We start from the raw sequence: 21,547 nt of genomic DNA on the forward strand, positions 1-21,547 counted from the left end.
CGCCGTTCCGCGTCCTGGCAGCCGTACGAGAGGGTGGCGTCCGTGACCACAGCCGAGCAGCAGCACCAGCACGCGGGGGCGGCCGGGCGGCCGGAGCCGCCGTGGGGCCCCGGCCTGCCCGGAGGCCCGGCCGGCCGCACGTCCCGTACGTCCGGCTGGGCGCACCGGCACCCGGTGCTCGTGGCGACGGCCGCGGCGGCGGTCCTGCACGTCGTCTGGTTCTTCTGCTTCGCCAACAGCGGCGGGGACCTCGCCGCGCAGGACGCGTGGGCGGAGTTCGTCGGCCGGCACCCCGACACGGCGTACAACCTCGCCTGGTACGGGGGCATGCACCCGGTCTCGTACAGCGTGGTGTCCCCGTACGTGATGCACGTGCTCGGTGTCCGGACCACCATGATGATCGCCGGTACCGCCTCGGCCGGGCTCCTCGCACTGATCCTCACCCGCTGCCGCGGAGCCGTCCGGCGCCCCCTGTGGCCGGCCCTGGCGGGGGTCTACGGGCTGTTCTGCAACGCCCTCTCGGGCCGGGTCACCTTCGGGCTCGGCACCCTCTTCGCGCTCGGCGCGGTCGCCGCCGTCTTCTGCTGGCCCCGCAAATGGGCCCGGCGGCGCTGGGCCAAGGCCGCCGTCGCCGCGCCGCTGGCCGGGCTGGCGACCGCCGCGAGCCCGGTGGCGGGGCTCTTCCTCGGGGTGGTCGCGGCCGCGCTGTTCCTGAGCCGGAGGCGGCCGGGCGCGTACGCCCTCGGGCTGGCCCCGGTGGCGGTCGTGGGGCTGTCGGCGTGGCTGTTCCCCTTCTCGGGGACGCAGCCGATGAAGATCGGTTCGGCCGGCCTGCCGTTCCTCTTCGGCCTGGCCGTCGCCCTCCTCGTGCCGAAGGCGTGGCGGACGGTCCGGGCCGCCGCCGCCGTGTACACCCTCGGGGTGTTCCTGACCTGGGCGGTCGACTCCCAGGTCGGCTCGAACGTCACCCGGCTGGTCATGCTGTTCGGCGGGGCGGTGCTGCTCGCCGCCGTCCCGTACGCGGCCCCCCGCACCCGGCGCCGGTACGCCCTGCTGCTGGCCTTCGCCGGGCTCACCGCCTGGATCACCACCAACAGCGTCACCGACATCGTCCGCACCACCCCGGTGGCCGCCTGGAACCGCGAGCTGGCCCCGCTGGTCGACCAGCTCCGGAAGGCCGGCGCCGACCGGGGCCGGGTCGAGGTGGTCCCCGCCAGCAGTCACCGGGAGTCCTCGGCCTTCCCCTCGTACGTGAACCTCGCGCGCGGCTGGAACCGGCAGGCCGACCTGGAGCGCAACCCGCTCTTCTACGACGGCACCCTTACCGCGGAGGGCTACCGGGCCTGGCTGGACCGCTGGGCCGTGCACTACGTGGTGCTGCCCGCCGACAAGCCCGACTCGGGCGGGGAGGCCGAGGCGGAGCTGCTGCGCGGGGGCCTGCCGTACCTGAGCCAGGTGTGGGGCGACGAGAACTGGCGGCTGCTGCGCGTCGACGCCCCCACGAGCCTGGTCTCGGGCCCCGCGCAGGTGGTCCGGGCGGGCGCGGACCAGCTGGTGGTGGAGGTCTCGGCGCCCGGCCGCGTACTGGTGCGGATCCCGCACTCCCCGTGGCTGGGGCTGGTGGACGGCGCGGGGAAGCCCGTACCGCCGCCCCGGGACGCGAACACCGCCGGGTGCCTGTTCAAGGCCGCCCCCGACGCCTACGGGGACGCCTGGACGGAGCTGCTGGCCCCGGCGCCGGGCGAGTACCGGGTCTCGGCGAAGTACCAGCTCCCGCGCGGCACGCCCTGCCCGGAACCCCTGCTCCGCCGCACCCTGGGCACCCCGCCGCGCCCCTGATCCAGGTGCACCGGCCCCGATATGTGCATAGGATCCCAATAATCCGATTGGAACCGATTGGGTGCTTCCCGAGGGAGTTGACGACGGGATGAGCAAAGAGCAGAAGCACGACGTCCAGGCGGCCATCGCGAAGGCGGCGGAACGCCTCCAGCCGCCGCACGCCCAGGGCCACGGCTTCGAGGGCCCGCTCCGCAGCAAGGTGAAGGGCGGCGCCCACACCAAGGCGGCCCTCAAGCGCGCCGGCACCCCGCAGGGCGACCGCATCGGCGAACGCAGCAGAGGCCTCAGCTGAGACCCACCCCCACGACGCCGAAGACCCCCAGCCACACCGGACTGGGGGTCTCCGCACACTGTGCCCCCGGCAGGATTCGAACCTGCGACACCCGCTTTAGGAGAGCGGTGCTCTATCCCCTGAGCTACGAAGGCGGGACTGCCTGGACCTGGAACGGTCTTCGGCTGACCGCTGGACAGCCTAGCGGATCGTGGTGCGCGGATGCCGCCTCTTAACCTGTTCCATGATCCGGCGCGTGCGGGGACGCCGGCGAGGGGTGGGGGAGTCATGGACGGGACCGTCGAAGCAGGGGTGCTGCCGCAGCCGTTCGGGGAGGACTTCCGGGCCGATCCGTACGCCGTCTACGCGCGGTTGCGCGAGCAGGGGTCCGTGCACCGGGTCGCGCTGCCCGACGGGTCGGCCGCGTGGCTGGTCACGCACGAGGCCGACGTGCGCCGGGGGCTCGCCGACCCGCGGCTGTCCGTGGACAAGAAGCACGCCGGGGACGGGTTCAAGGGCTTCGCCCTGCCCCCGGCGCTCGACGCCAACCTGCTCAACATGGACGGCGACGACCACCTGCGGCTGCGCCGGCTCGTCGCGCAGGGGTTCACGCCCCGGCACGTCGAGGGGATGAGCACCTCGATCCGGGCCGCCGTGGACCTGTTCGCCGGCCGGCTCGCCGCGCGGGCCGCGCAGGACGGGACGGCCGAGGTGGTCGCCGAGTTCGCCAGGCCGCTGCCGCTCAAGGTCATCGGGGACCTCTTCGCCGTCCCCGAGGCCGACCGCGAGCGGTTCTCCGGGTGGGTCCTGACGATGCTCGACCCGGCCGGCCGCGAGGAACTCGCCCGCGCCGTCGGGGAGATCCACCGGTTCTTCACCGCGCTCGTCGCCGAACGGCGCGCCGCGCCCGGCGAGGACGTCCTGTCCGGGCTGATCGCCGCCCGCGACCTGGACGACCGGCTGAGCGAGGACGAACTCGTCTCGCTGGCCTTCCTGATCCTGATGGCGGGCAGCGAGAACGTCCAGCACCTGATCGCCAACGGGCTGTTCACCCTGCTCGCCCATCCCGAGCAGGCGGAACTGCTGCGGCAGCGGCCCGAACTCCTCCCCGACGCCGTCGAGGAGCTGCTGCGCCACTCCCTCGCCAACCACACCGCCATCCGCCGATTCCCGACCGAGCCCGTGGAGATCGGCGGCGTGCGGATCCCCGCGGGCGACACCGTGCTCCTCTCGCTCGCCTCCGCCCACCGCGACCCCGCCCGGTACCCGGAGCCGGACCGCTTCGACCTCACCCGCGCCGACAAGGCCCACCTCGCCCTCGGGCACGGGCTCCACTACTGCCTCGGCGCGGCCCTGGCCCGGACGCAGCTCACCCTCGGCCTCGGCGCCCTGCTGCACGGGCTGCCGGGACTGCGACTCGCGGTGCGGGAGGCCGACTTGGCGTGGACCACCACCTTCAGGTTCCACGCCCTGAGGGCCCTGCCGGTCAGTACCGCAGCGACGCCGCCACCGGCAGGTGGTCGCTCGCGGTAGCGGGCAGGGTCCACGCCGAGACCGGGGTCAGCCCGCCCCGCAGCAGGATCTGGTCGATCCGCGCGACGGGGAACCGGGCCGGCCAGCTGAGGCCGAAGCCGGCGCCCGCCTCCTCCTGGGCGGCGGTGAACTCCCGCACCACCGGGGCGAGCACGCTGTCGGCAGTGGTCCCGTTGAAGTCCCCGACCAGCAGGGTGCGCCCGGCCGGCCCCTCCTCCCGCAGCCGGGCGGCGAGGTTGCGGGCGGCCTCGTCGCGGTTCTCCGTGGCGAAGCCGCCGCCGCCCAGCCGGACGGACGGCAGGTGGGCCACGTACACCGTGACGGGCCCCTTCGGGGTGTCGGCGGTGGCGCGCAGCAGGAGCCGCCACGGAACGATCGGCGTGGCACCCGCGTCGCGCAGCGGGAAGGTGCTCCACAGCCCGACGGTGCCCCGCACCACGTGGTACGGGTGGCTCGCGGCCAGCTCCCGCTCGTACGCGTCCAGCGCGGGCCGGGTCAGCTCCTGGAGGGCGATCAGCTGCGCCCCCGAGGCGGCGACGGCGCGGGCGGTGCCCGCCGGGTCGGGGTTGGCGTCGTCCACGTTGTGCGTGACGACGGTGAGGTCGGCCGGGCCGCCCCGCGAGCCGTCGCCCAGCGCGGACCCGTACGCCCACCCCCAGGCCAGGGCCGGCAGCAGTACGGCGGCCAGTGCGCCCCGGGACCGGCGCAGCAGGGCGGCGGCGAGCAGCAGGGGCACCGCGAGCCCGGTCCACGGCAGGAAGGTCTGGACGAGGCTGCGCGGGTTGCCGCTCGCCGGGCCGCCGGGCAGCCAGGGGTGCGCCACGAGGAGCAGGGCGGTCAGGACGGCGAGGGCCGCGACCACGCCCCCGCGGGGCGGGCGGAGCCGGGCGCCGGCTCCCCGGCGGCGGGGTGTCACGTACGGGGTCATGCCCCGGGGGACGCGCCCCGCGCGGCGGAGGTTCTGCCTCCGCGCGGGCCGGCCTCACACCCCCATCGGGGTGTGCAGCTCCACGGTGATCTCGACCTCGACCGGGGCGTCCAGCGGCAGCACCGCCACCCCGACCGCGCTCCGGGCGTGGATGCCCGCGTCGCCGAAGGCCGTGCCGAGGAGTTCGCTCGCGCCGTTGACCACGCCCGGCTGGCCGGTGAAGTCGGGGGCGCTCGCCACGAAGCCGACGACCTTGACCACCCGCTTCACGGCCGACAGGTCCCCGGCGACGGAGGCCACGGCGGCGAGGGCGTTCAGCGCGCACTGCCGGGCCAGCTCCTTGCCCTGTTCCGGGGTGACCCCGGCGCCCACCTTGCCGGTGACGGGCAGGGCCCCGCCGGTCATGGGCAGTTGGCCGGAGGTGTGGACGTAGTGCCCGCTGACCACCGCCGGTACGTACACGGCGACGGGTGCGGGGGCGGGCGGGAGCTCCAGCCCGGCCGCCGCCAGGCGTTCCTCGGGGGTGGTGGGGGTCGCGGTCACGGAGGGCCTCCTCGGTGCGGGCTGCGGGCTGCGGGCTCGGGGCTGCGGGCTGGTGAACGGGGGGCGGGGTCAGGGCCGGGTCACGCGGACCTGGTAGCGGCCGTTGCGGAGCTCGCCCACGACGGCGATGGTGATGCCCGCCTTCTCGTCGGTGAAGGTCTCGCCCGGCCGGAACGGCGCGTCCGAGAGCTCGGCGTGCACGTTGGGCCGCCGGGTGCAGCCTCCGCTGCCGGTGGCGCTGTCGGAGACGGTGACCGGCCCGCGCCCGGTGTCCACGTCCGAGTCGACCTTGTAGATCAGTACTCCGGGCTTGCAGACGGCCTCGTCGTTCCCGGCGCGCGTGCGGACCTCCACCGCGTAGCCGGCGGTCTCGGAGAGGGGGACGAAGGCGAGCTTGGTGCCGCCCTCGACGGCCAGCGGGGACAGGAGGTGGTCGCTGGTGCCGGAGGTGGAGGCGCAGCTGACCTGGCTGCTGTCGAGCCAGCCCAGCTTCCACTTGTGCCAGCCGAGGAGGTCGTTGTTGGCGCCCCAGTCCTCGCTCATGATGTCCCAGTGCCCGACCGTGCCGCCGCCGTCGGCGGTGTACAGGTCGGGCAGCCCGAAGACGTGCCCGTTCTCGTGGGGGAGGACCCGGTAGCCGGTCTCCCGGTAGGAGCCGGAGCCGTCGTCCTGGCGGCTGTAGACGAAGGACGTGTTCGCGAGCGGGACCCCGTCGGCCATCGGCGCCTCCCCGTTGCCGGAGAAGGTGACCGACAGGACGGTGTCGAGCGCGGACGGGCCGGCGTTCGGGGTGACCAGGATGTTGACCAGGTCGTACCGGCTGAAGTCGACCTCGGCGTCGGCGGCCTTCGCGATGTGCTCGACGAGCTGCCGGTAGCCGGGCTCGTACGGGGACCCGCGCTCGATCCCGTACGCCGCGAACGGCATCGGCATCCGCAGCCAGTCCCGCACCGGTGACTCGGCGCGGTAGTTGAGGCGGCCGTAGGAGCTGGTGCGGAACCAGTCGGAGGTCTGGGGGAAGAACTCCGCGAGCCGGTCCATGGCCGTGCCCTCGCCCTTGGCGTCCGGGAAGTCGATCATCAGGTTCAGGGCGCGGACCTCGCCGGTGGAGCGGGAGTACCCGGGCGGGGTCGGCAGGCCCTCCGACATCTGGACGCCCATGGTTCCGGTGATCCGGCAGGGCGCCAGTACGGATTCGGCGCTGGTGGCGACGGGGCCGGAGGCCGAGTGGCCGCGACCGGATATGCCGCCGCTGGCGGTGGCGGTGACGCCCAGGGCCAGTGCGGTGAGGCCGATGAACGCGCTGGTGCGACAGGGTCTGCGTATCCGGCGGCGGGTCTGCGGCATGGAGATCGCCTTCGGTCCGCGGCAGCCGGCCGGGTCCGGGCTGCTCTCTGTGGGCTCACCCTCCGCCGATTGCGACACGCCCGCGCGTCGAAAGCCTCCAAATGTGATCCGACCGGGGCAAAAGCCCCTCCCAGGAGTGTGGCGCAGCTCACACTCGTGGGTGAAATAACCGGGGACTGGATCCCCGTTTGAACGAGAGTCCCACGAAGCGGGGACCGGCTCCCCGGTTACGGGCGGCCGTACGAAGGGATCCGCCCGGTCCCGCGCCCCAGGAAGGCCCCGGAATGAAGAGCCCCGCCCGCACCCCGGCGGCCGCACCCCGAGCGGCCGTGGACCTCACCGGAACCCCTGTCGTGGGCGACACCGGCTCCGACGCCGGATCCGGATCCGGGGCCTGCGCAGCGGCGCCCGGCCGGGTCCCGAAGCCCCGCGCCGACGCCGTGCGCAACCGGGAGCGGATCCTGGTGGCGGCGCGCGAGGTGTTCGTGGAGTTCGGGTCGGAGGCCCCCCTCGACGAGATCGCCCGCAGGGCGGGCATCGGCAACGCCACCCTGTACCGGCACTTCCCCGACCGGGCCGCCCTCGTCCACCACGTGGTGCTCTACGTGATGGACCGGGTCACCGCCCTGGCCGAGGACGCGCTCGCCGAGGAGCCGGACGCCTTCGCGGCGCTCTGCCGCTTCACGCACGGCGCGGCCGACGAGCGGATCGGCGCCCTGTGCCCGATGCTCGCGGCGGGCTTCGACCGCGACCACCCCGAACTCCTCGCCGCCCGCGCCGCCTTGGAGACGGCCGTGGAGCGGCTGGTCGACGCCGGCCAGAGCGGCGGCCTGCTGCGCCCCGACATCGGCGTCGGCGACCTGATGGTCGCGCTGTCCCAGCTCAGCCGCCCCCTGCCGGGGACCGACTGCCTGGGCGTGGAACGGTTCGTCCACCGCCACCTCCAGCTCTTCATGGACGGCCTGCGGGCCCCGGCCCGGTCCGAACTGCCCGGCACCGCGGCCACGTTGGACGACCTGAGGCGCGCGCCCCGGAACTAGAGACTTCTCAGACTTCCCATCACCTTCAGTAATTTTCCTCACCTCCAGCCTCACCTTCAGTAATTTTTCAGTCATCCGCACAGTGAAGTGGGTACCCCCATGCCGAAAACAGCCGCGACGGCCCCGCCGGCCGCCGTAGACCCCAGCCGGTGGAAGGCCCTGGTCTTCATCGCCCTGGCGCAGCTGATGGTCGTGCTCGACGCGACCATCGTGAACATCGCCCTCCCCTCCGCCCAGACCGACCTCGGCATCTCCGACGGCAACCGCCAGTGGGTCATCACCGCGTACGCGCTGGCCTTCGGCGGACTGCTCCTCTTCGGCGGCCGCATCGCCGACAAGTGGGGCCGCAAGAACGCCTTCGTCGTCGGCCTCATCGGCTTCGCCCTGGCCTCCGCCCTCGGCGGCGCCGCGACCGGTGAGGCGATGATGCTGGGCGCCCGCGCCCTCCAGGGCGCCTTCGGCGCGCTGCTGGCCCCGGCCGCGCTCTCCCTGCTCGCGGTCACCTTCACCGACGCCAAGGAGCGCGCCAAGGCCTTCGGCATCTACGGCGCGATCGCGGGCGGCGGCGGCGCCGTCGGCCTGATCCTCGGCGGCTTCCTCACCGAGTACCTCAACTGGCGCTGGACCTTCTTCGTCAACATCCCCTTCGCGATCGTCGCGGCCGTCGGCGCCTGGATGGTCATCCGCGAGCCGGCCGGCTCCCGCAACAGCGCCCGCCTCGACGTCCCCGGCGTGATCCTGTCGACCCTGGGCCTGGTCGCCCTCGTCTACGGCTTCACCCGCGCCGAGTCGGCCGGCTGGTCGGACACGGTCACCGTCGCCATGTTCGTCGCCTCGGTGGCGCTGCTCGCGGCCTTCGTGTTCGTCGAGTCCCGGGTGAAGTCCCCGCTGCTGCCGCTGCGCGTCCTGCTGGAGCGCAACCGCGGCGGTGTCTACCTCTCGCTGGGCCTGGCCGTCATCTCCATGTTCGGCCTGTTCCTCTTCCTCACCTACTACCTCCAGGTCGTGAAGGGCTTCTCGCCCGTCAAGACCGGCTTCGCCTTCCTGCCGATGATCGCGGGCATGATCACGGGCTCCACCCAGATCGGCGCCCGCCTGATGACCCGGGTCGCCCCGCGCCTGCTGATGGGCCCCGGCTTCCTGCTCGCCGGCGCCGGCATGCTGATGCTGACGCAGCTTGAGGTCGGCTCCTCCTACCCGGCGCTGATCCTCCCCGCGCAGCTGCTGCTGGGCCTCGGCATGGGCACGGCCTTCATGCCCGCCATGTCCCTGTCCACGTACGGGGTCGACCCGGCCGACGCCGGCGTGGCCTCCGCCATGGTCAACACCTCGCAGCAGGTGGGCGGCGCGATCGGCACCGCCCTGCTGAACACCATCGCCGCCTCCGCGACCACCGCCTACCTGACCGACCACGCGGCCGAGGCCGCGGCGGGCGGCCCGGCCGGGAAGCTGGTGCAGGCGCAGGCCATGGTCGAGGGCTACTCGTCCGCGATCTGGTGGGCCGTCGGCATCCTCGTGGCCAGCGCGGCCATCGCCTTCACGCTGATCAACACCGGCCGTCCCGGCTCCGGCGGCCCCGTCGCCTCCGGCTCGGGCGCCGGCGAGGACGCCGAGATCAAGGTCCCGGTGATCGCCCACTGACGGCGCGGCACGTGCGGGAATGACTGATCACCCCGTCTCGTTCAAATTTGAACGAGGCGGGGTTAGTCTTTTCGAGGGACCCCGCACCACACCGCACCCACGACCGAGGAGCGCCCCCGTGACCACCGAGACCACCCGCATGCCGGCGCTGTACCTCAGCCACGGGGCCCCGCCGCTCGCCGACGACCCGCTCTGGCCGGCCGAGCTCGCCGCCTGGTCCGCGGCCCTGCCCAGGCCGCGCGCGATCCTGATGGTCTCCGCCCACTGGGAGGAGGCCCCGCTGGCGCTCGGCGCCGTCGAGCCGGTGCCGCTCGTCTACGACTTCTGGGGCTTCCCCGAGCACTACTACCGGGTGCGCTACGAGGCCCCGGGCGCCCCGGAGCTGGCCGCCTCGGTCCGCGCACTGCTGAAGGCGCCCGGCACCCCGGTCCAGGACGTTCCGGACCGCGGCCTGGACCACGGCGCGTACGTCCCGCTCGTCGAGATGTACCCGGAGGCCGACATACCGGTCCTCCAGATATCCCTGCCCACGCTGGACCCGGCCCGGCTGATGGACATCGGCCGCAAGCTCGCCCCGCTGCGCGACGAGGGCGTCCTGATCGTCGGCAGCGGCTTCTTCACCCACAACCTGGCCGCGCTGCGGCACACCGGCCCGGGCGTGCCCGGCTGGTCGGCGGAGTTCGACCACTGGGGCCGCGAGGCGCTGGCCGCGCAGGACGTCGACGCCCTGCTCGACTTCGAGGCCAAGTCCCCGGCGGGCCGCCTGGCCCACCCCCGCACGGAGCACTTCGCCCCGCTCTTCGTCGCCCTCGGGGCCGCCGGATCCGACCTCACCGCCCAGCACACCCCGGTGGACGGCTTCTGGATGGGCCTGTCGAAGCGCTCCGTCCAGTTCGGCGCGGCCGCCGCCTAGCGGCCTGGCCGCCCGTAGCCGCCTGACCGCCTAGGTCGCGCGGGCCGGGCCGGTGATCTGCTCGCCGATCACGAAGCCCCGGGCCGGCCCCTCCGGCACGGCCACCCCGGTCCCGTAGGGCGCCCGCACCTCGCAGGCGTACCGGGCCTCGTCGGGTACGGGACCGGTCAGCACGCTGACCGTGCCGTGGCCGTCGTAGTCGTCGACGATCACGTAGACCGGGATCCCGGCCCGCGCGTACGCGCGGCGCTTGCGGACCCGGTCCCGCGCGACGTCCTGCGGCCCCGGGGCGACGACCTCGGCGACCAGGGGCACGCTCGACGCCTTGATCCCGAGCTCCCCCCGGGCGGCGTGCCCGGTCAGGTCGTCCGGCGCGAGGAGCACGTCCGGCGCCCAGGCCTGGTAGCCGCCCACCACGTACATCGCCATGTAGGGGGCGTACGGGCCCCCGGCCAGGTGGGCGGCCAGCCGGGACCGCAGCCGGTTCGCGGTGAGGGCGTGCGTGAACGGCCGCCCCACCCGCCACATCTCGATCAGCCCCTCCACGATCTCGACGCGGAAGGTCTCGGGCGGGTCGATGGCCTGCCAGGCCCGCCACAGGGCCTTGTCGAGCTCGGTGTCTTGTTCGGGGCCTTCGGGGCCTGCGGGACCGGCGCTCGTCGGCGCCGCGGTGCGGGACGGCCGCGGGATGTGTGCGATCACTCCCGGCACGCTACGGCCGGAATGTGGCATGCCGACGGAATATGCCCGTGCTTCACCCGGAAGGGGGCCGAATCACCCGGACGGACGCACGCCCGACACGTGTTCGCCGCCCAGGGTGATTTGCGCACCTTGTTGCGTTTTCGGTGATTCGATCGCCAGTCCAGGCAACCAGGAGCCGGTCCGACCCGTCTTCAGGGTGGGAGCGCGCCCACGGCGGCGCCGCACCGGGCTCGCACCGGGCGCCGCCGGATGTGACGACGGTCTCACGGACGCCGTCGCCGGACGGCTCCGCGGACACCGCCGGACCGGCCGCCAAGACCGGCCTGACCTGCACGTTCCCGGGTTCTCGCAGGTGGTCGCCGACCCCGGTTCCGGGGGGTGGCGGGGCAGGATACTGCAAGATCTCGAAAAAGGGAGACCGGCGTGGGAATTCTGTCCCGATTCCAGTCGTTGTTTCCTTTCGGAAGCGGGCACTCGGAAGAGTGTCCGAGGACGCACCGCGACCGATTCATCGCATCGCAAGGGAGCACGCATGGCAACCCGCGCCGTCGCCCGTCGTCAGTCCACGAGCAGCGCCCGCGCTGCGGGCGGGGAGATCGTCGACCGCGACCTGGTCGGCATGTACCTCGACGAGATCGCGCGCACCCCGCTGCTCGACGCCGCCAGGGAAGTGGAGCTCTCGCAGATCATCGAGGCGGGCGTGTACGCCCGGCAGATCCTCGACGGCGAGATAGAGCGCGCCGGGGAGCTGCCCGCCCGCGAGGAGCTGGAAGCCCTGGCCGCCGAAGGCGAGCGCGCCAAGGAAGTCTTCATCCGGTCCAACCTCCGCCTGGTCGTGGCCGTCGCCCGCCGCTACCCGCGCAGCGGCCTGCCCCTGCTCGACCTCATCCAGGAGGGCAACGCCGGCCTGGTCCGCGCCGTCGAGAAGTTCGACTACGCCAAGGGCTTCAAGTTCTCCACGTACGCCACGTGGTGGATCCGCCAGGCCATCACCCGCTCCATCGCCGACCAGTCCCGCACCATCCGCCTCCCCGTCCACCTCGTGGAGGAGCTCGGCCGGATCCGCCGGATCCAGCGCGAGTTCAACCGGGAGAACGGCCGCGACCCCGAGCACGCCGAGATCGCCGCCGAGCTCGACTCCACCGAGAAGCGCGTGGGCGACGTCCTGGACTGGGCGCGCGACCCCGTCAGCCTCAACATGTCGGTCGACGACGAGGGCGACACCCAGTTCGGCGACCTGCTGGAGGACACCTCCGCGATCTCGCCCGAGCAGTCCGTGCTCTCGCTGCTGCGCAGCGAGGAGCTGGAGGACCTGCTCGGCAAGCTCGACCAGCGCACGGCCTCCATCATCAAGATGCGCTACGGCATCGAGGACGGCCGCGAGCGGACCCTCACCGAGGTCGGCAAGCAGCACGGGCTGACCCGCGAGCGGATCCGCCAGATCGAGAAGCACGCCCTGCTGGAGCTCAAGCGCATGGCCCGCGACACCGGCTTCGACGCCGTGGCCTGACCGGCCCGCCGCCCTGCGGCTCCCGCCCCCGAACGAGTCCCGGTGCCCACCCCCCCTGGCGCCGGGGCTCCCCCCTGCCCGGGCCCACGCCCGGGCCCCTGCCCGGCTGCGCCCGCCGCCCGGCCGCGCCCCACCGGGGCCCGCGCCCGGGTGCTGCGCCCGGGCACCCGTCTAGCCCCCCGCCCGGGCCAGCCGGGCACCCAGTGACCCGGCCGCCTCCGCCAGGAACTCCGGCCCGCGCACCGTGAACTCCAGCCCCGTCAGCGCCATCCGGGCCGCCAGCCACTCCGGCGCGTCCCCGCTCTCGAAGCGCACCCGCGCCCCGGACCCCTCCGCCGCGGCCGCCTCCCGCAGCCACGTCGGCAGCTCCTCGGGCGGCGCGGCGAAGGACACGTCGACCGGGTACGTCCGCTCGCCCCGCAGCGCCCGCCGGACGAACTCGGCCGCCTCCATCGGCAGGGCGCGCGGCGCGAACCGGGCCCCCGTCGCGAAGGGCTCGCTCACCCGGTCCACCCGGAAGGTGCGCCAGTCCTCCCGCTCCAGGTCGTAGGCGACGAGGTACCAGCGGCTCCCGGTGCTCACCAGCCGGTACGGCTCCACCAGCCGGCGCGAAGCCGCCCCGTCCCGCGCCCGGTACGCGAACCTCAGCCGCTCCGGCCCCGCCACCGCCCCGGCCATCGCCGTCAGCGTCCGCGGGTCCACGCTCGGCCCGTCGCCCCGGGTCACCGCGACCGTCGCCGACTGCAGGGCGCCCACCCGGTGCCGCAGCCGGGCCGGCAGCACCTGCTCCAGCTTCGCGAGGGCGCGTACGGAGGCCTCCTCGACCCCCTCGATGGCGTGCCCGGCCCCCACCCGCAGCCCCACGGCGATCGCCACGGCCTCCTCGTCGTCGAGCAGCAGCGGCGGCATCGCCGCCCCCGCCACCAGCCGGTACCCGCCGACCGCGCCCAGCGTGGCCTCCACCGGGTACCCCAGCTCCCGCAGCCGCTCGATGTCCCGCCGGATGGTCCGCGCGCTCACCCCCAGCCGCTCCGCCAGCTCGCTGCCCGGCCACTCGCGCGGGGTCTGGAGCAGGGACAGCAGGGTGAGCAGCCGGCCGGGTGTGTCGTTCATACTTCAAGATTGCCAGGTAAGTAGGACACGTCCTGGCCTACATCCCGTCTAGGTTTCTCTCCATGAGCACCGAGACGTCCACAGCATCGCCCGAAAGCGGGAACGGGCCCGTACGAGAAGAGCGGACCGCACCCGCCGCGGCAGCACCCGCACCCGAAGCCGCCGGCGACCCCGCCGCGGCCCCGGCCGACCGCCGCCGCTGGCTGGCGCTCGCCATCGTGATGACCGCGTCCTTCATGGACCTGGTCGACGTCACGATCGTCAACATCGCGATACCCAGCATGCGCCAGGACTTCGGCGCATCGACCAGCGCGATCCAGTGGATCACCGCCGGATACGCGCTCGCCTTCGCCGCCGGCCTGATCACCGGCGGCCGTCTCGGTGACATCTACGGCCGCAAGCGGCTCTTCCTCGTCGGCGTCGCCGGCTTCACCGTCGCCTCGCTGCTCTGCGGCATCGCGCCCGACCCGTCCATGCTGGTCGCCTCCCGCCTCCTCCAGGGCGCCATGGCGGCCCTGATGGTCCCGCAGGTCCTCGCGATCATCCACGTCACCTTCCCGCCGCACGAGCGCGGCAAGGTCTTCGGCATGTTCGGCGCGATCGTCGGCCTCGGCGCGGTCTCCGGTCCGATGCTCGGCGCGCTGCTCACCGAGTGGAACCTGTTCGGCCTCGAATGGCGCACGATCTTCCTGATCAACCTGCCCGTCGGCATCGCCGCGGTGATCCTGGGCCGCAAGTTCATCTCCGAGTCCAAGGCCCCCAAGGCCCTGCGCCTGGACCTGGTCGGCGTCGTCCTCGCCACGCTCGCGCTGGTCATGCTGATCTACCCGCTGACCCAGGGCCGGGAGAACGACTGGCCGCTGTGGGGCTTCGTCTGCATGATCGCCTCGCCGGTCGTCTTCGCGGCCTTCATCGCGTACGAGAAGTACAAGATCAAGAAGGACGGCTCCCCGCTCGTCGAGCTCTCCCTCTTCCGGATCAAGAGCTTCGCCGGCGGCATCACGGTCCAGCTGGCCTTCGGCCTGGCGACCGGCATCTTCTTCCTGGTCTGGACCCTGTACATGCAGATGGGCCTCGGCTGGACCCCGCTGCACGCCGGCAGCACCGGCATCCCCTTCTCCATCGCCGTCTCCGTCGCGGCCGGCCTCTCGGTCGAGAAGCTCGTCCCGCGCTTCGGCCGCAAGGTGCTCCAGGCCGGCGCGCTGGTCATGGCCGCGGGCCTGCTCCTCTACATCTGGGAGGCCGAGCGCTACGGCATGGAGATCAACTCCTGGCAGATGGCCGCCCCGCTGGTCGTGATGGGCGTCGGCATGGGCCTCATCGTCGCCCCGCTGAACGACACGATCCTGTCGCAGGTGCCGCGCGAGCACGCCGGCTCCGCGTCCGGCCTGATCAACACCACCGGCCAGATGGGCAACGCGCTCGGCCTCGCGCTGACCTCCGTCGTCTTCTTCGGCTCCATCGAGGACGACCGGATCCTCGGCGTGCCGTACGCCGAGGCCTTCCGCGGCGCGCTGTGGTGGGTCGTGGCGGTCCTCGTCGTGATCTTCGCGGTGATGTTCGTGCTGCCGCGCCGGCAGGTTCCGATGTCGGAGCGCGAGGGGGCGGTCGAGGGCGCCCACTGACGCGCCCGCCGACGGCCCCGCCGACGGCCCCGTCGACGTCCCGGTGACGGCCCCCGGTTCGGACCGGGAGCTGCGGACATGCCCGCTCCTCGGAGCGGGCATGTCCGTTTTTCTTTGTTTTCCCCCGGTTTTCTGCGTAGGGTGGCGGAGAAGCGGCATAATCCGGTATTGAACGGACACGAACCCACAGGCGGCTCGCAATGATCCTCACGGTCACCCCCAACCCCTCCCTCGACCGGACCTACGAGGTCCCCTCGCTGGAACGCGGTGCGGTGCTCCGGGCCGCGGGGGAGCGGACCGACCCCGGCGGCAAGGGGGTCAACGTCTCCCGGGCCGTCGCCGCCGCGGGCGGCTCCACCACCGCGGTCCTCCCGCTGGGCGGCCCCGCCGGCACCCTGCTCCTGGAGCTGCTGACCGCCGAGGGCGTGGACGTCACCGCCGTCTCCATCGCCGGGCTGACCCGCTCCAACATCGCCGTCGTGGAACCGGACGGCACCCTCACGAAGATCAACGCGGCGGGCCCGGAGCTCTCCGCCCGGGAGTCCGCCCTCCTGCTCGACACCGTCCGCGGCTCCGCCGGAGCCGACTGGATCGCCTGCTGCGGCAGCCTGCCGCCCGGCCTGGAAGACCGCTGGTACGCCGAACTCGTCACCCGCGCCCGGGAAGCCGGCGCCCGCGTCGCCCTGGACGCCTCCGGCCCCGCCCTGGCGGCGGCGCTGCCCGCCCGCCCCGACGTCGTCAAGCCGAACGCCGCCGAGCTCGCCGAAGCCGTGGGCCGCCCGCTGGCCACCCTCGGCGACGCCGTCAAGGCCGCCGAGGAACTGGTCGGCCGCGGCGCCGGCGCGGTGCTGGCCTCCCTCGGCGCGCAGGGCCAGCTCCTCGTCACCGCTGACGGCGCCCACCACGGCACGGCACCGGTCGCGGCGGTCCGCAGCGACGTCGGAGCCGGCGACGCCGCCCTCGCAGGCTTCCTGACCGCGGGGGGTGCCGGCCCCTCCGCCCTCGCCTCCGCCCTCGCCCACGGCGCGGCCGCCGTACAGCTGCCGGGCAGCGTCATGCCGGGCCCGGAGGACCTGCGCCCCGAGGCCGTCCGCATCACCCGGGACCTGCCGCTGGACCTCCCGCTGTCCGCCGGCTGACGGCCACCGCGGCCGACGGCCGCGGTGACCCCGACGCCCCGGGTGGCCCCGGTGGCCGCGTCAGCGGACGTTGGCCCGCAGCTCCATCGCCCCGCGCGCGGCGGCCTCGCTGTCGTAGACCTCGCACATGTGCCGGCCGTCCGGAGTCGCCGTGTGCTCGACCTCCCACAGGCTGAACTCGCTCCCGTCCAGCAGGACGAAGGCGTGCTCGTACAGGCTGAAACCGGCGTCCCGCCCGTCGGCCAGGCACTGCCGGCCGCCGAACGCCTGCGTGATGTGGTGCGCGTACGCGGAGCGCAGCAGCACCGCCACCGCTTCACCGGGCCGGTCGGCGTTCTCCGCGCGGCGCAGCACCCGCCGGGCGTGGTCGGCGGACTGCTCCACCGTGTACTCGCGGCGGCGCTGCTGGGGCGACGGGGCCGCGAACAGCGCGCTGAGCACCGCCAGATCGGCCTCCAGTCCCTCGTCCCCGTCCTCCACTCCGGTGCCGGGCGTTCCGGCCGGCACCGGCTCCGCGGGGGACTCGCCGAACAGCCGGGCCACCGCCAGCCCCAGCTCGGCCTTGCTCTCGAACACCTCGTGCCGGGTGTGGCGGTCGCCCCCGAGCCGGTAGGCGAGCTCCCACAGGGAGGCCGCGTCCCCGTCGGGCAGCAGGTAGGTGTGCCGGTGGGTCTCCCGCCACAGCCCCGCCGACGGGCTGTGGTGGGTGGTGTACAGCGAAGAGCTGTGGGCGAGCGCCGTGCCGAGGCGCTCGACCAGGCTGTCCGGCAGGTCGAAGGAGTTGAGGGCGCGGCCCAGGAGTCGCTCGAGGTGCGCCTCGGTTGTCTCGTACGGATCGCTCAAGGTGGGTCTCCAGGCCGTCGCTGCTTGTCACTTCGCGGAAGCACAACGTAGCCCCTGGTGCTGACATCACGTCCGGGATTCGGTAAAACGTCCGGGAAGCATCAGGGGTTCCCGCCACACCTTCAGGTCAAGTTGGGTACGGATGGCCCCGGTTCGCGCCGGTCCGTCATGTTGCGCGGGAGCATGGGCGGTATGGCAACGAACACAGTGGGCGTCCCCCGCCAGCAGGGCCGCCCCCGCATCCGCCCCGAGGGCGAACCGGGCGCCTCCCGGGGGCTGGCCTGGCTGCTGGTGGTCACCGGGGCGGCCGGGCTGCTGGCCTCCTGGGTGATCACCCTGGACAAGTTCCTCCTGTTGGAGGACCCGGACTTCAAGCCCGCGTGCAGTCTCAACCCCGTGGTGTCCTGCGGCAGCGTCATGCAGAGCGAGCAGGCGTCCGCCTTCGGCTTCCCCAACCCGATGCTCGGGCTGGTCGGTTACGCCGTGGTCGTCTGCGTCGGCGCGGGCCTGCTGGCCGGCGCCCGCCACCGGGGCTGGTTCTGGCTGGGACTGAACGCCGGGACGCTCTTCGGCACCGGTTTCTGCGCCTGGCTGATGGTGCAGTCGCTGTACGAGATCAACGCCCTGTGCCTGTGGTGCTGTTTGGCGTGGGTGGCGACCCTGCTGATGTTCTGGGCGGTCACCGCCCGCAACGTCCGCACCGGCGACCTGCCCGCGCCCGGTCCGCTGCGGGCCCTGTTCACCGACTTCGCCTGGGCGCCGCCCGCCCTGCACCTCGGGGTGATCGGGATGCTGGTCCTGACCCGCTGGTGGGACTTCTGGACGGGCTGACCCGGGCGGAGCGGGCCCCACGCGAACGAGGGCCCCGGCGGCTGGACGCCGCCGGGGCCCTCGTCACTTCGTCACCGCGTCACTCGCTCCACGCAAGGGGCCGAGCTCGGGGGGTCAGCTGCCGATGGAGCCGTTGCCGGAGAGGACCGGGATGTTGCTCAGGATGTGGGAGAGCGGCTCGTCGCCCTTGGCCTGGGTGGAGTTCTCGGTGCACTGCTGGTTCTGCGGGTTGGACAGGACGTTGATGTCCTGGACGCCGATGTTGAGCGCGGCGATGAGCGACTGGGCGTTGACCTTGGCGGGCAGGCCGATGCAGGGCTTGTTGAGGGTGCCCTGGACCAGGCCCAGCTGCGGGCTCATGTCGCCGGTCGTCTTCTGGTTGCCGTAGATCTGCTGGGCACCGTTGCCGTTGACCGTGTTGATCCCGTTGTCGTTGCCGATGGCCATGGCGGGAGCGGCGCCCGCGCCGACGGCGGCGGCGGTGACCGCGGCGGCGGCCATGATCTTCTTGAGCATCATTGATCCTTCTGTCGCACGAGTGCCCGCTTGTGGAGCGCCCTGATCAACAGGCCCTCCAGGGGGTTGGTTCCGCTCCTTCACTCGATCGGCCCGTCCGGTGCGTGGATTTCCCCGGTGCGGGTGAGGCGGCTGCGGACGCCTGCGCGAAGCCCGTACGCAGCCCCAGGGCCCGGCCCCGCCGGTCAAGATCGTGTTGCGCTCCGTAGAGGGGGTGCGCACGGTGGGTGAGGAAGCGGATTGTTCCCGTCCGTTTTCGCGACCACCGTAAGGAAACCCCATGCGCACGAAGCCGTCCCGCCTCCGCGTCCTCGTCCCGTCGGCCATCGCCGTCGTCATACTGTCCGGCGCGGCCGCCCCCGCGATGGCCGCCGGCGACGCCGCAGCGGCCGTCGAAGAGCGTGCGGCCGTCGTGCAGGAGCGGATCGAACGGATCGAGGAGGTCAAGCAGGCCGTCCCCGACCAGGTCGCCGCCGGCCCGATCGACGACCTCCTCGCGAGCCTGACCAAGACCCTGGGAGACCTGCTGGGCTCCCTCACGGGCCTGCTGGGCGGGGTGAAGCTGCCCGAGATCAAGCTCCCGGAGATCAAGCTGCCCGAGATCAAGCTGCCGGACGGGCTCGGCCTCCCGGCGGTCAACCTCCCGGCGACCCCGGCGCTTCCGGCCCTTCCGGCTCTCCCGGCCGTCCCGGCCACCCCGGCGCTCCCCGCCACCCCGGCGGCCCCCGCGCTGCCGGACACCGGGGTGATCCCCGAGCTGCCCGACATCCCGGACCTGCCCGACATCCCCATCCGCAGTTAGGCGGGGCGGCGGAGGCCGGACCGGCGGCATGGTTACGACTATTGGGCTGAACAGGTCTGGTTCGGGTCTTCTTCGGCCCGCGGCCGTGTCGTCCGGGAAGCTGGACCGTTTCGCTTCGTGTGAGCCCCGGATCGGGGCAGGACATCGAAGAGAAGGTGCACTTCCCATGAACACTGCTGCCAAGAAGGCCGCTGTGGCCCTGGCCTCCGCTGGTCTCGCCGTCGCCGGTGCCGCCGGCGCCGCCTCCGCCGACTCCTCGGCCGAGGGCGCGGCCGTGGGCTCCCCCGGTGTCCTCTCGGGCAACCTGGTCCAGGTCCCCGTCCACGTTCCGGTCAACGTCTGCGGCAACTCCGTGAGCATCATCGGCGCGCTGAACCCCGCGTTCGGCAACGTCTGCATCAACGACTGACGCACGTACCGTCAGCACCACACGACTGTGGGCGCCTCCGGCATCGCCGGGGGCGCCCACAGTCGTTCCCGGGGCTGCTCAGTGCTGGCCGCCGTTGAGCTGGACGCCGCCGAGCAGCGGGGAGGCCTTGGTCGCCCCGTTCGCCAGGCCCAGCACCTCGCCGGGGGCGTTGTTGCGGAGCTTGTTGACGCCCTGGGCGGTGCCGACGACCTTGTTGACGGTGTCGCCCTGCTCGGCGAGGGCCATGCCCAGGGTCTCGGGGGCCGAGGCGACGACCGGCTCGACGGCGCTGAGCGTCGTGTTCCATCCGGCCGACAGGCTCATCGGGACGGCGGACGCCTCCGCCGCGAAGGCGGGGGTCGCCGCTCCGAGCGCGGCGACGGAGCCGGCGACGACAGCGGCGGCCTTGGAGAGCTTCATTATCGAAAATCCTCTTCTATTCGTGGACAGAGGTGCGGCGGCGACCGTCTCGCCGCTTTCGACCTGGGTAACGATTACCGGCGGATACGGAAACGCCGGGCCGGGCGCACGGCAGCGGCCGGAGAATCCCAGGGGGATTCTCCGGCCGGTATTTCTTCTGATTACCGGTATTCCCGGTCAGTCGATACGGGACCTGCGGTACAGAATCGCGCCGCCGAGGATCAGGGCCGAGGCGAGGGCCGCCATGGCCGAGGCCTCGCCGGCTCCGGTGGCCGCCAGCTCGGGCGCGGCCACCCGGGCCGGAGCCGGTACGGGGGCCGGCGGGGCGGCCTCGGGAGCAGGGGCCGGGGCGGGAGCGGGAGCGGGCGCCGGGGGCAGGTGCACCGGGAGGTCACCGGCGGGGGCCGCCGGGGGCTGGTCCGCCGGGCGGACGACCTCGGGGACGGGGAGCGGCGCGGGCTCGGGCCGCTCCGGCTGGCTGCCGTGCGGCGGCCGCGGCGCCGGAACCTCCGCGGCGGGCGCCGCCGGGGCGGGGGCCGGGGCCGGCTGCGCCTCGGGCTGCGGCGCGGGGGCGGGGGCCGGGAGCGGAGCCGGGACGGGGGCCGGGAGGGTGTGGGGCTGCTCCTCCGGCTGCGGCGCCGGGGTCTCGGCCTGCGGGGGCTGCGGCGGGGGAGCCGGGGCCGGTGCGGGCTGGGGTGCGGGCTGCGGTGCGGGGGCCGGAGCGGGCGCCGGGGCGGGCGCCGGGGTCGGGGTCGGGGCGGGGGAGGGCGCCGGGTGCTCCGCCACGGGGCCGGGCTTCGGCTGGGGCTTGGGGGCGGGCGGGGCGGGCCGCGGCTCCGGCTTGGGCTTCGGGTGCTGCGGTGCGGGTGCGGGCGGGGCCGGGTGCGGCGCCGGGTGCTCCGCGTGCGGGGGCTGCGCCGGGTGGTCGTCGCACTCCTCCCCGTGCTCGCCGCCGCCGTAGCCGCCCTCGTCGCCGCCGTCCTGGTGGTGGCGGGGCGGCGCGGGGGGCTCGTGCCGGGGCGCCTGGGGGCGCGGCGCGGCGTGCTTGGGGGCGTGCGCGCGGGGTTCCTCGTACCCGCGCTCCTCCTCGTGGCGCTGGCGGGGCAGTGCGTGCCGGCCGCTCTGCTGCTCGTCGAGGTAGCGCTCGAAGGCCGCGCGGTGTTCGGGGCTCAGGTAGCGCTCGTAGTCGCGGCCGCCGTCGTCGCCCGCGTGGGATCCGGTGGAGTTGACGCAGGTGTTCCCCATCGCGGGGTTGAGGGCGGCACCCCCGTCCACGCTGTTGCCGCACAGGTTCGGTGTGACCGTGATCGGTACGGAGACGCTGTTGCCGGACAGCACACCCGGTGAATGCGAGGCCTCGGCCATCGCCCCGGGATGCGCGTACGCCGCGCCGGTCGCGATCGACAGCAGGCTCGATGCGGCCGCAGCGGTGAGCACCCCCTTGCCCAGTACCTGTCGGCTCAGTACCTGTCGCATGGGTCCTTCCCTGTCCACCGGCGCACGGCCGGTTCTGAATCGAAGGTGGCCTCGGAGTGCACCGCCGTGCACTCCGAGGCCACCCCGAGGAGGTCTGCCCCGCCCT

21 protein-coding genes and 1 tRNA gene are annotated in these 21,547 nt (G+C 73.7%); 12 read left to right on the forward strand and 10 right to left on the reverse strand.

What is annotated here, in order from left to right; genetic code table 11:
* Positions 1–42 precede the first annotated feature (42 nt).
* Positions 43–1,839, forward strand: coding sequence for an MFS transporter (locus OG553_RS19700; RefSeq protein ID WP_405980246.1), 1,797 nt, complete (start codon positions 43–45; stop codon positions 1,837–1,839).
* A gap of 88 nt (positions 1,840–1,927) precedes the next feature.
* Positions 1,928–2,131, forward strand: coding sequence for a hypothetical protein (locus tag OG553_RS19705; protein WP_405980247.1), 204 nt, complete (start codon positions 1,928–1,930; stop codon positions 2,129–2,131).
* A gap of 61 nt (positions 2,132–2,192) precedes the next feature.
* Here OG553_RS19705 and OG553_RS19710 read toward each other — a convergent pair.
* Positions 2,193–2,265, reverse strand: a tRNA-Arg gene (locus OG553_RS19710).
* A 133-nt stretch (positions 2,266–2,398) separates the two neighbouring features.
* On the opposite strand from OG553_RS19710, the gene OG553_RS19715 reads away from it, so the two are divergent.
* The gene (locus tag OG553_RS19715; protein WP_405980248.1) at positions 2,399–3,643 is read left to right on the forward strand and encodes a cytochrome P450; all 1,245 of its coding nucleotides are present in this window, start codon (positions 2,399–2,401) and stop codon (positions 3,641–3,643) included.
* Here the strand turns inward: OG553_RS19715 and OG553_RS19720 are convergent.
* The 3 genes from OG553_RS19720 to OG553_RS19730 all read right to left on the reverse strand — a co-directional run bounded on the left by OG553_RS19720 (position 3,597) and on the right by OG553_RS19730 (position 6,461).
* Positions 3,597–4,571 carry an endonuclease/exonuclease/phosphatase family protein gene (locus OG553_RS19720; protein ID WP_405980249.1) on the reverse strand — a complete coding sequence of 325 codons (975 nt, stop codon included), beginning with the start codon at positions 4,569–4,571 and terminating at the stop codon, positions 3,597–3,599. The two genes, OG553_RS19715 and OG553_RS19720, sit on opposite strands and share 47 nt — an antisense overlap.
* Positions 4,572–4,625: 54 nt before the next feature.
* Positions 4,626–5,114 carry a RidA family protein gene (locus tag OG553_RS19725; protein ID WP_362471793.1) on the reverse strand — a complete coding sequence of 163 codons (489 nt, stop codon included), beginning with the start codon at positions 5,112–5,114 and terminating at the stop codon, positions 4,626–4,628.
* Between the two features lie 69 nt (positions 5,115–5,183).
* On the reverse strand, positions 5,184–6,461 hold the full coding sequence (locus tag OG553_RS19730) for a M6 family metalloprotease domain-containing protein (RefSeq protein WP_405980250.1): 1,278 nt from the start codon (positions 6,459–6,461) through the stop codon (positions 5,184–5,186).
* 284 nt (positions 6,462–6,745) lie between these two features.
* On the opposite strand from OG553_RS19730, the gene OG553_RS19735 reads away from it, so the two are divergent.
* From OG553_RS19735 to OG553_RS19745, 3 genes are all read left to right on the forward strand, one after another.
* Positions 6,746–7,501, forward strand: coding sequence for a TetR/AcrR family transcriptional regulator (locus OG553_RS19735; RefSeq protein ID WP_405980251.1), 756 nt, complete (start codon positions 6,746–6,748; stop codon positions 7,499–7,501).
* 99 nt (positions 7,502–7,600) lie between these two features.
* Complete coding sequence (locus tag OG553_RS19740; RefSeq protein WP_405980252.1) at positions 7,601–9,142, forward strand: MFS transporter; 1,542 nt, start codon at positions 7,601–7,603, stop codon at positions 9,140–9,142.
* Positions 9,143–9,281: 139 nt separating this feature from the next.
* Entirely contained in the window at positions 9,282–10,055 is a 774-nt protein-coding gene (locus OG553_RS19745) for a dioxygenase (protein ID WP_405983081.1), read from the forward strand.
* A 30-nt stretch (positions 10,056–10,085) separates the two neighbouring features.
* Here the strand turns inward: OG553_RS19745 and OG553_RS19750 are convergent, their stop codons facing one another.
* On the reverse strand, positions 10,086–10,757 hold the full coding sequence (locus OG553_RS19750; protein ID WP_405980253.1) for a Uma2 family endonuclease: 672 nt from the start codon (positions 10,755–10,757) through the stop codon (positions 10,086–10,088).
* 532 nt (positions 10,758–11,289) lie between these two features.
* Between OG553_RS19750 and OG553_RS19755 the strand changes: the two genes are divergently transcribed.
* Positions 11,290–12,267, forward strand: coding sequence for an RNA polymerase sigma factor RpoD/SigA (locus OG553_RS19755; protein WP_405980254.1), 978 nt, complete (start codon positions 11,290–11,292; stop codon positions 12,265–12,267).
* Positions 12,268–12,438: 171 nt separating this feature from the next.
* Here the strand turns inward: OG553_RS19755 and OG553_RS19760 are convergent, their stop codons facing one another.
* Positions 12,439–13,380 carry a helix-turn-helix transcriptional regulator gene (locus OG553_RS19760; protein ID WP_405980255.1) on the reverse strand — a complete coding sequence of 314 codons (942 nt, stop codon included), beginning with the start codon at positions 13,378–13,380 and terminating at the stop codon, positions 12,439–12,441.
* A 62-nt stretch (positions 13,381–13,442) separates the two neighbouring features.
* Here OG553_RS19760 and OG553_RS19765 point away from each other — a divergent pair, with 62 nt between their 5' ends.
* Together OG553_RS19765 and pfkB are read left to right on the forward strand one after the other, a co-directional pair.
* On the forward strand, positions 13,443–15,005 hold the full coding sequence (locus OG553_RS19765) for an MFS transporter (protein ID WP_405980256.1): 1,563 nt from the start codon (positions 13,443–13,445) through the stop codon (positions 15,003–15,005).
* 200 nt (positions 15,006–15,205) lie between these two features.
* The gene (gene pfkB, locus OG553_RS19770) at positions 15,206–16,144 is read left to right on the forward strand and encodes a 1-phosphofructokinase (protein ID WP_405980257.1); all 939 of its coding nucleotides are present in this window, start codon (positions 15,206–15,208) and stop codon (positions 16,142–16,144) included.
* A 60-nt stretch (positions 16,145–16,204) separates the two neighbouring features.
* On the opposite strand, the gene OG553_RS19775 is transcribed toward pfkB, so the two are convergent.
* On the reverse strand, positions 16,205–16,987 hold the full coding sequence (locus OG553_RS19775) for a DUF6227 family protein (protein ID WP_405980258.1): 783 nt from the start codon (positions 16,985–16,987) through the stop codon (positions 16,205–16,207).
* A 192-nt stretch (positions 16,988–17,179) separates the two neighbouring features.
* On the opposite strand from OG553_RS19775, the gene OG553_RS19780 reads away from it, so the two are divergent.
* Positions 17,180–17,818: a vitamin K epoxide reductase family protein gene (locus OG553_RS19780; RefSeq protein ID WP_405980259.1), complete on the forward strand. Its 639-nt coding sequence runs from the start codon at positions 17,180–17,182 to the stop codon at positions 17,816–17,818.
* Between the two features lie 114 nt (positions 17,819–17,932).
* Here the strand turns inward: OG553_RS19780 and OG553_RS19785 are convergent, their stop codons facing one another.
* Entirely contained in the window at positions 17,933–18,334 is a 402-nt protein-coding gene (locus OG553_RS19785) for a rodlin (protein ID WP_125821413.1), read from the reverse strand.
* Between the two features lie 280 nt (positions 18,335–18,614).
* Between OG553_RS19785 and OG553_RS19790 the strand changes: the two genes are divergently transcribed.
* Positions 18,615–19,136: a hypothetical protein gene (locus OG553_RS19790; RefSeq protein WP_405980260.1), complete on the forward strand. Its 522-nt coding sequence runs from the start codon at positions 18,615–18,617 to the stop codon at positions 19,134–19,136.
* Between the two features lie 166 nt (positions 19,137–19,302).
* Positions 19,303–19,545, forward strand: coding sequence for a chaplin (locus OG553_RS19795; RefSeq protein ID WP_362471829.1), 243 nt, complete (start codon positions 19,303–19,305; stop codon positions 19,543–19,545).
* A gap of 78 nt (positions 19,546–19,623) precedes the next feature.
* On the opposite strand, the gene OG553_RS19800 is transcribed toward OG553_RS19795, so the two are convergent.
* A complete protein-coding gene (locus OG553_RS19800) occupies positions 19,624–19,965 on the reverse strand; it encodes a hypothetical protein (protein WP_405980261.1) in 342 nt (113 codons plus the stop codon).
* A gap of 177 nt (positions 19,966–20,142) precedes the next feature.
* Entirely contained in the window at positions 20,143–21,441 is a 1,299-nt protein-coding gene (locus OG553_RS19805; RefSeq protein WP_405980262.1) for a chaplin, read from the reverse strand.
* Positions 21,442–21,547 lie beyond the last annotated feature (106 nt).

Source organism: Streptomyces sp. NBC_00158 (genome assembly GCF_045160885.1).
GTDB lineage: Bacteria > Actinomycetota > Actinomycetes > Streptomycetales > Streptomycetaceae > Streptomyces.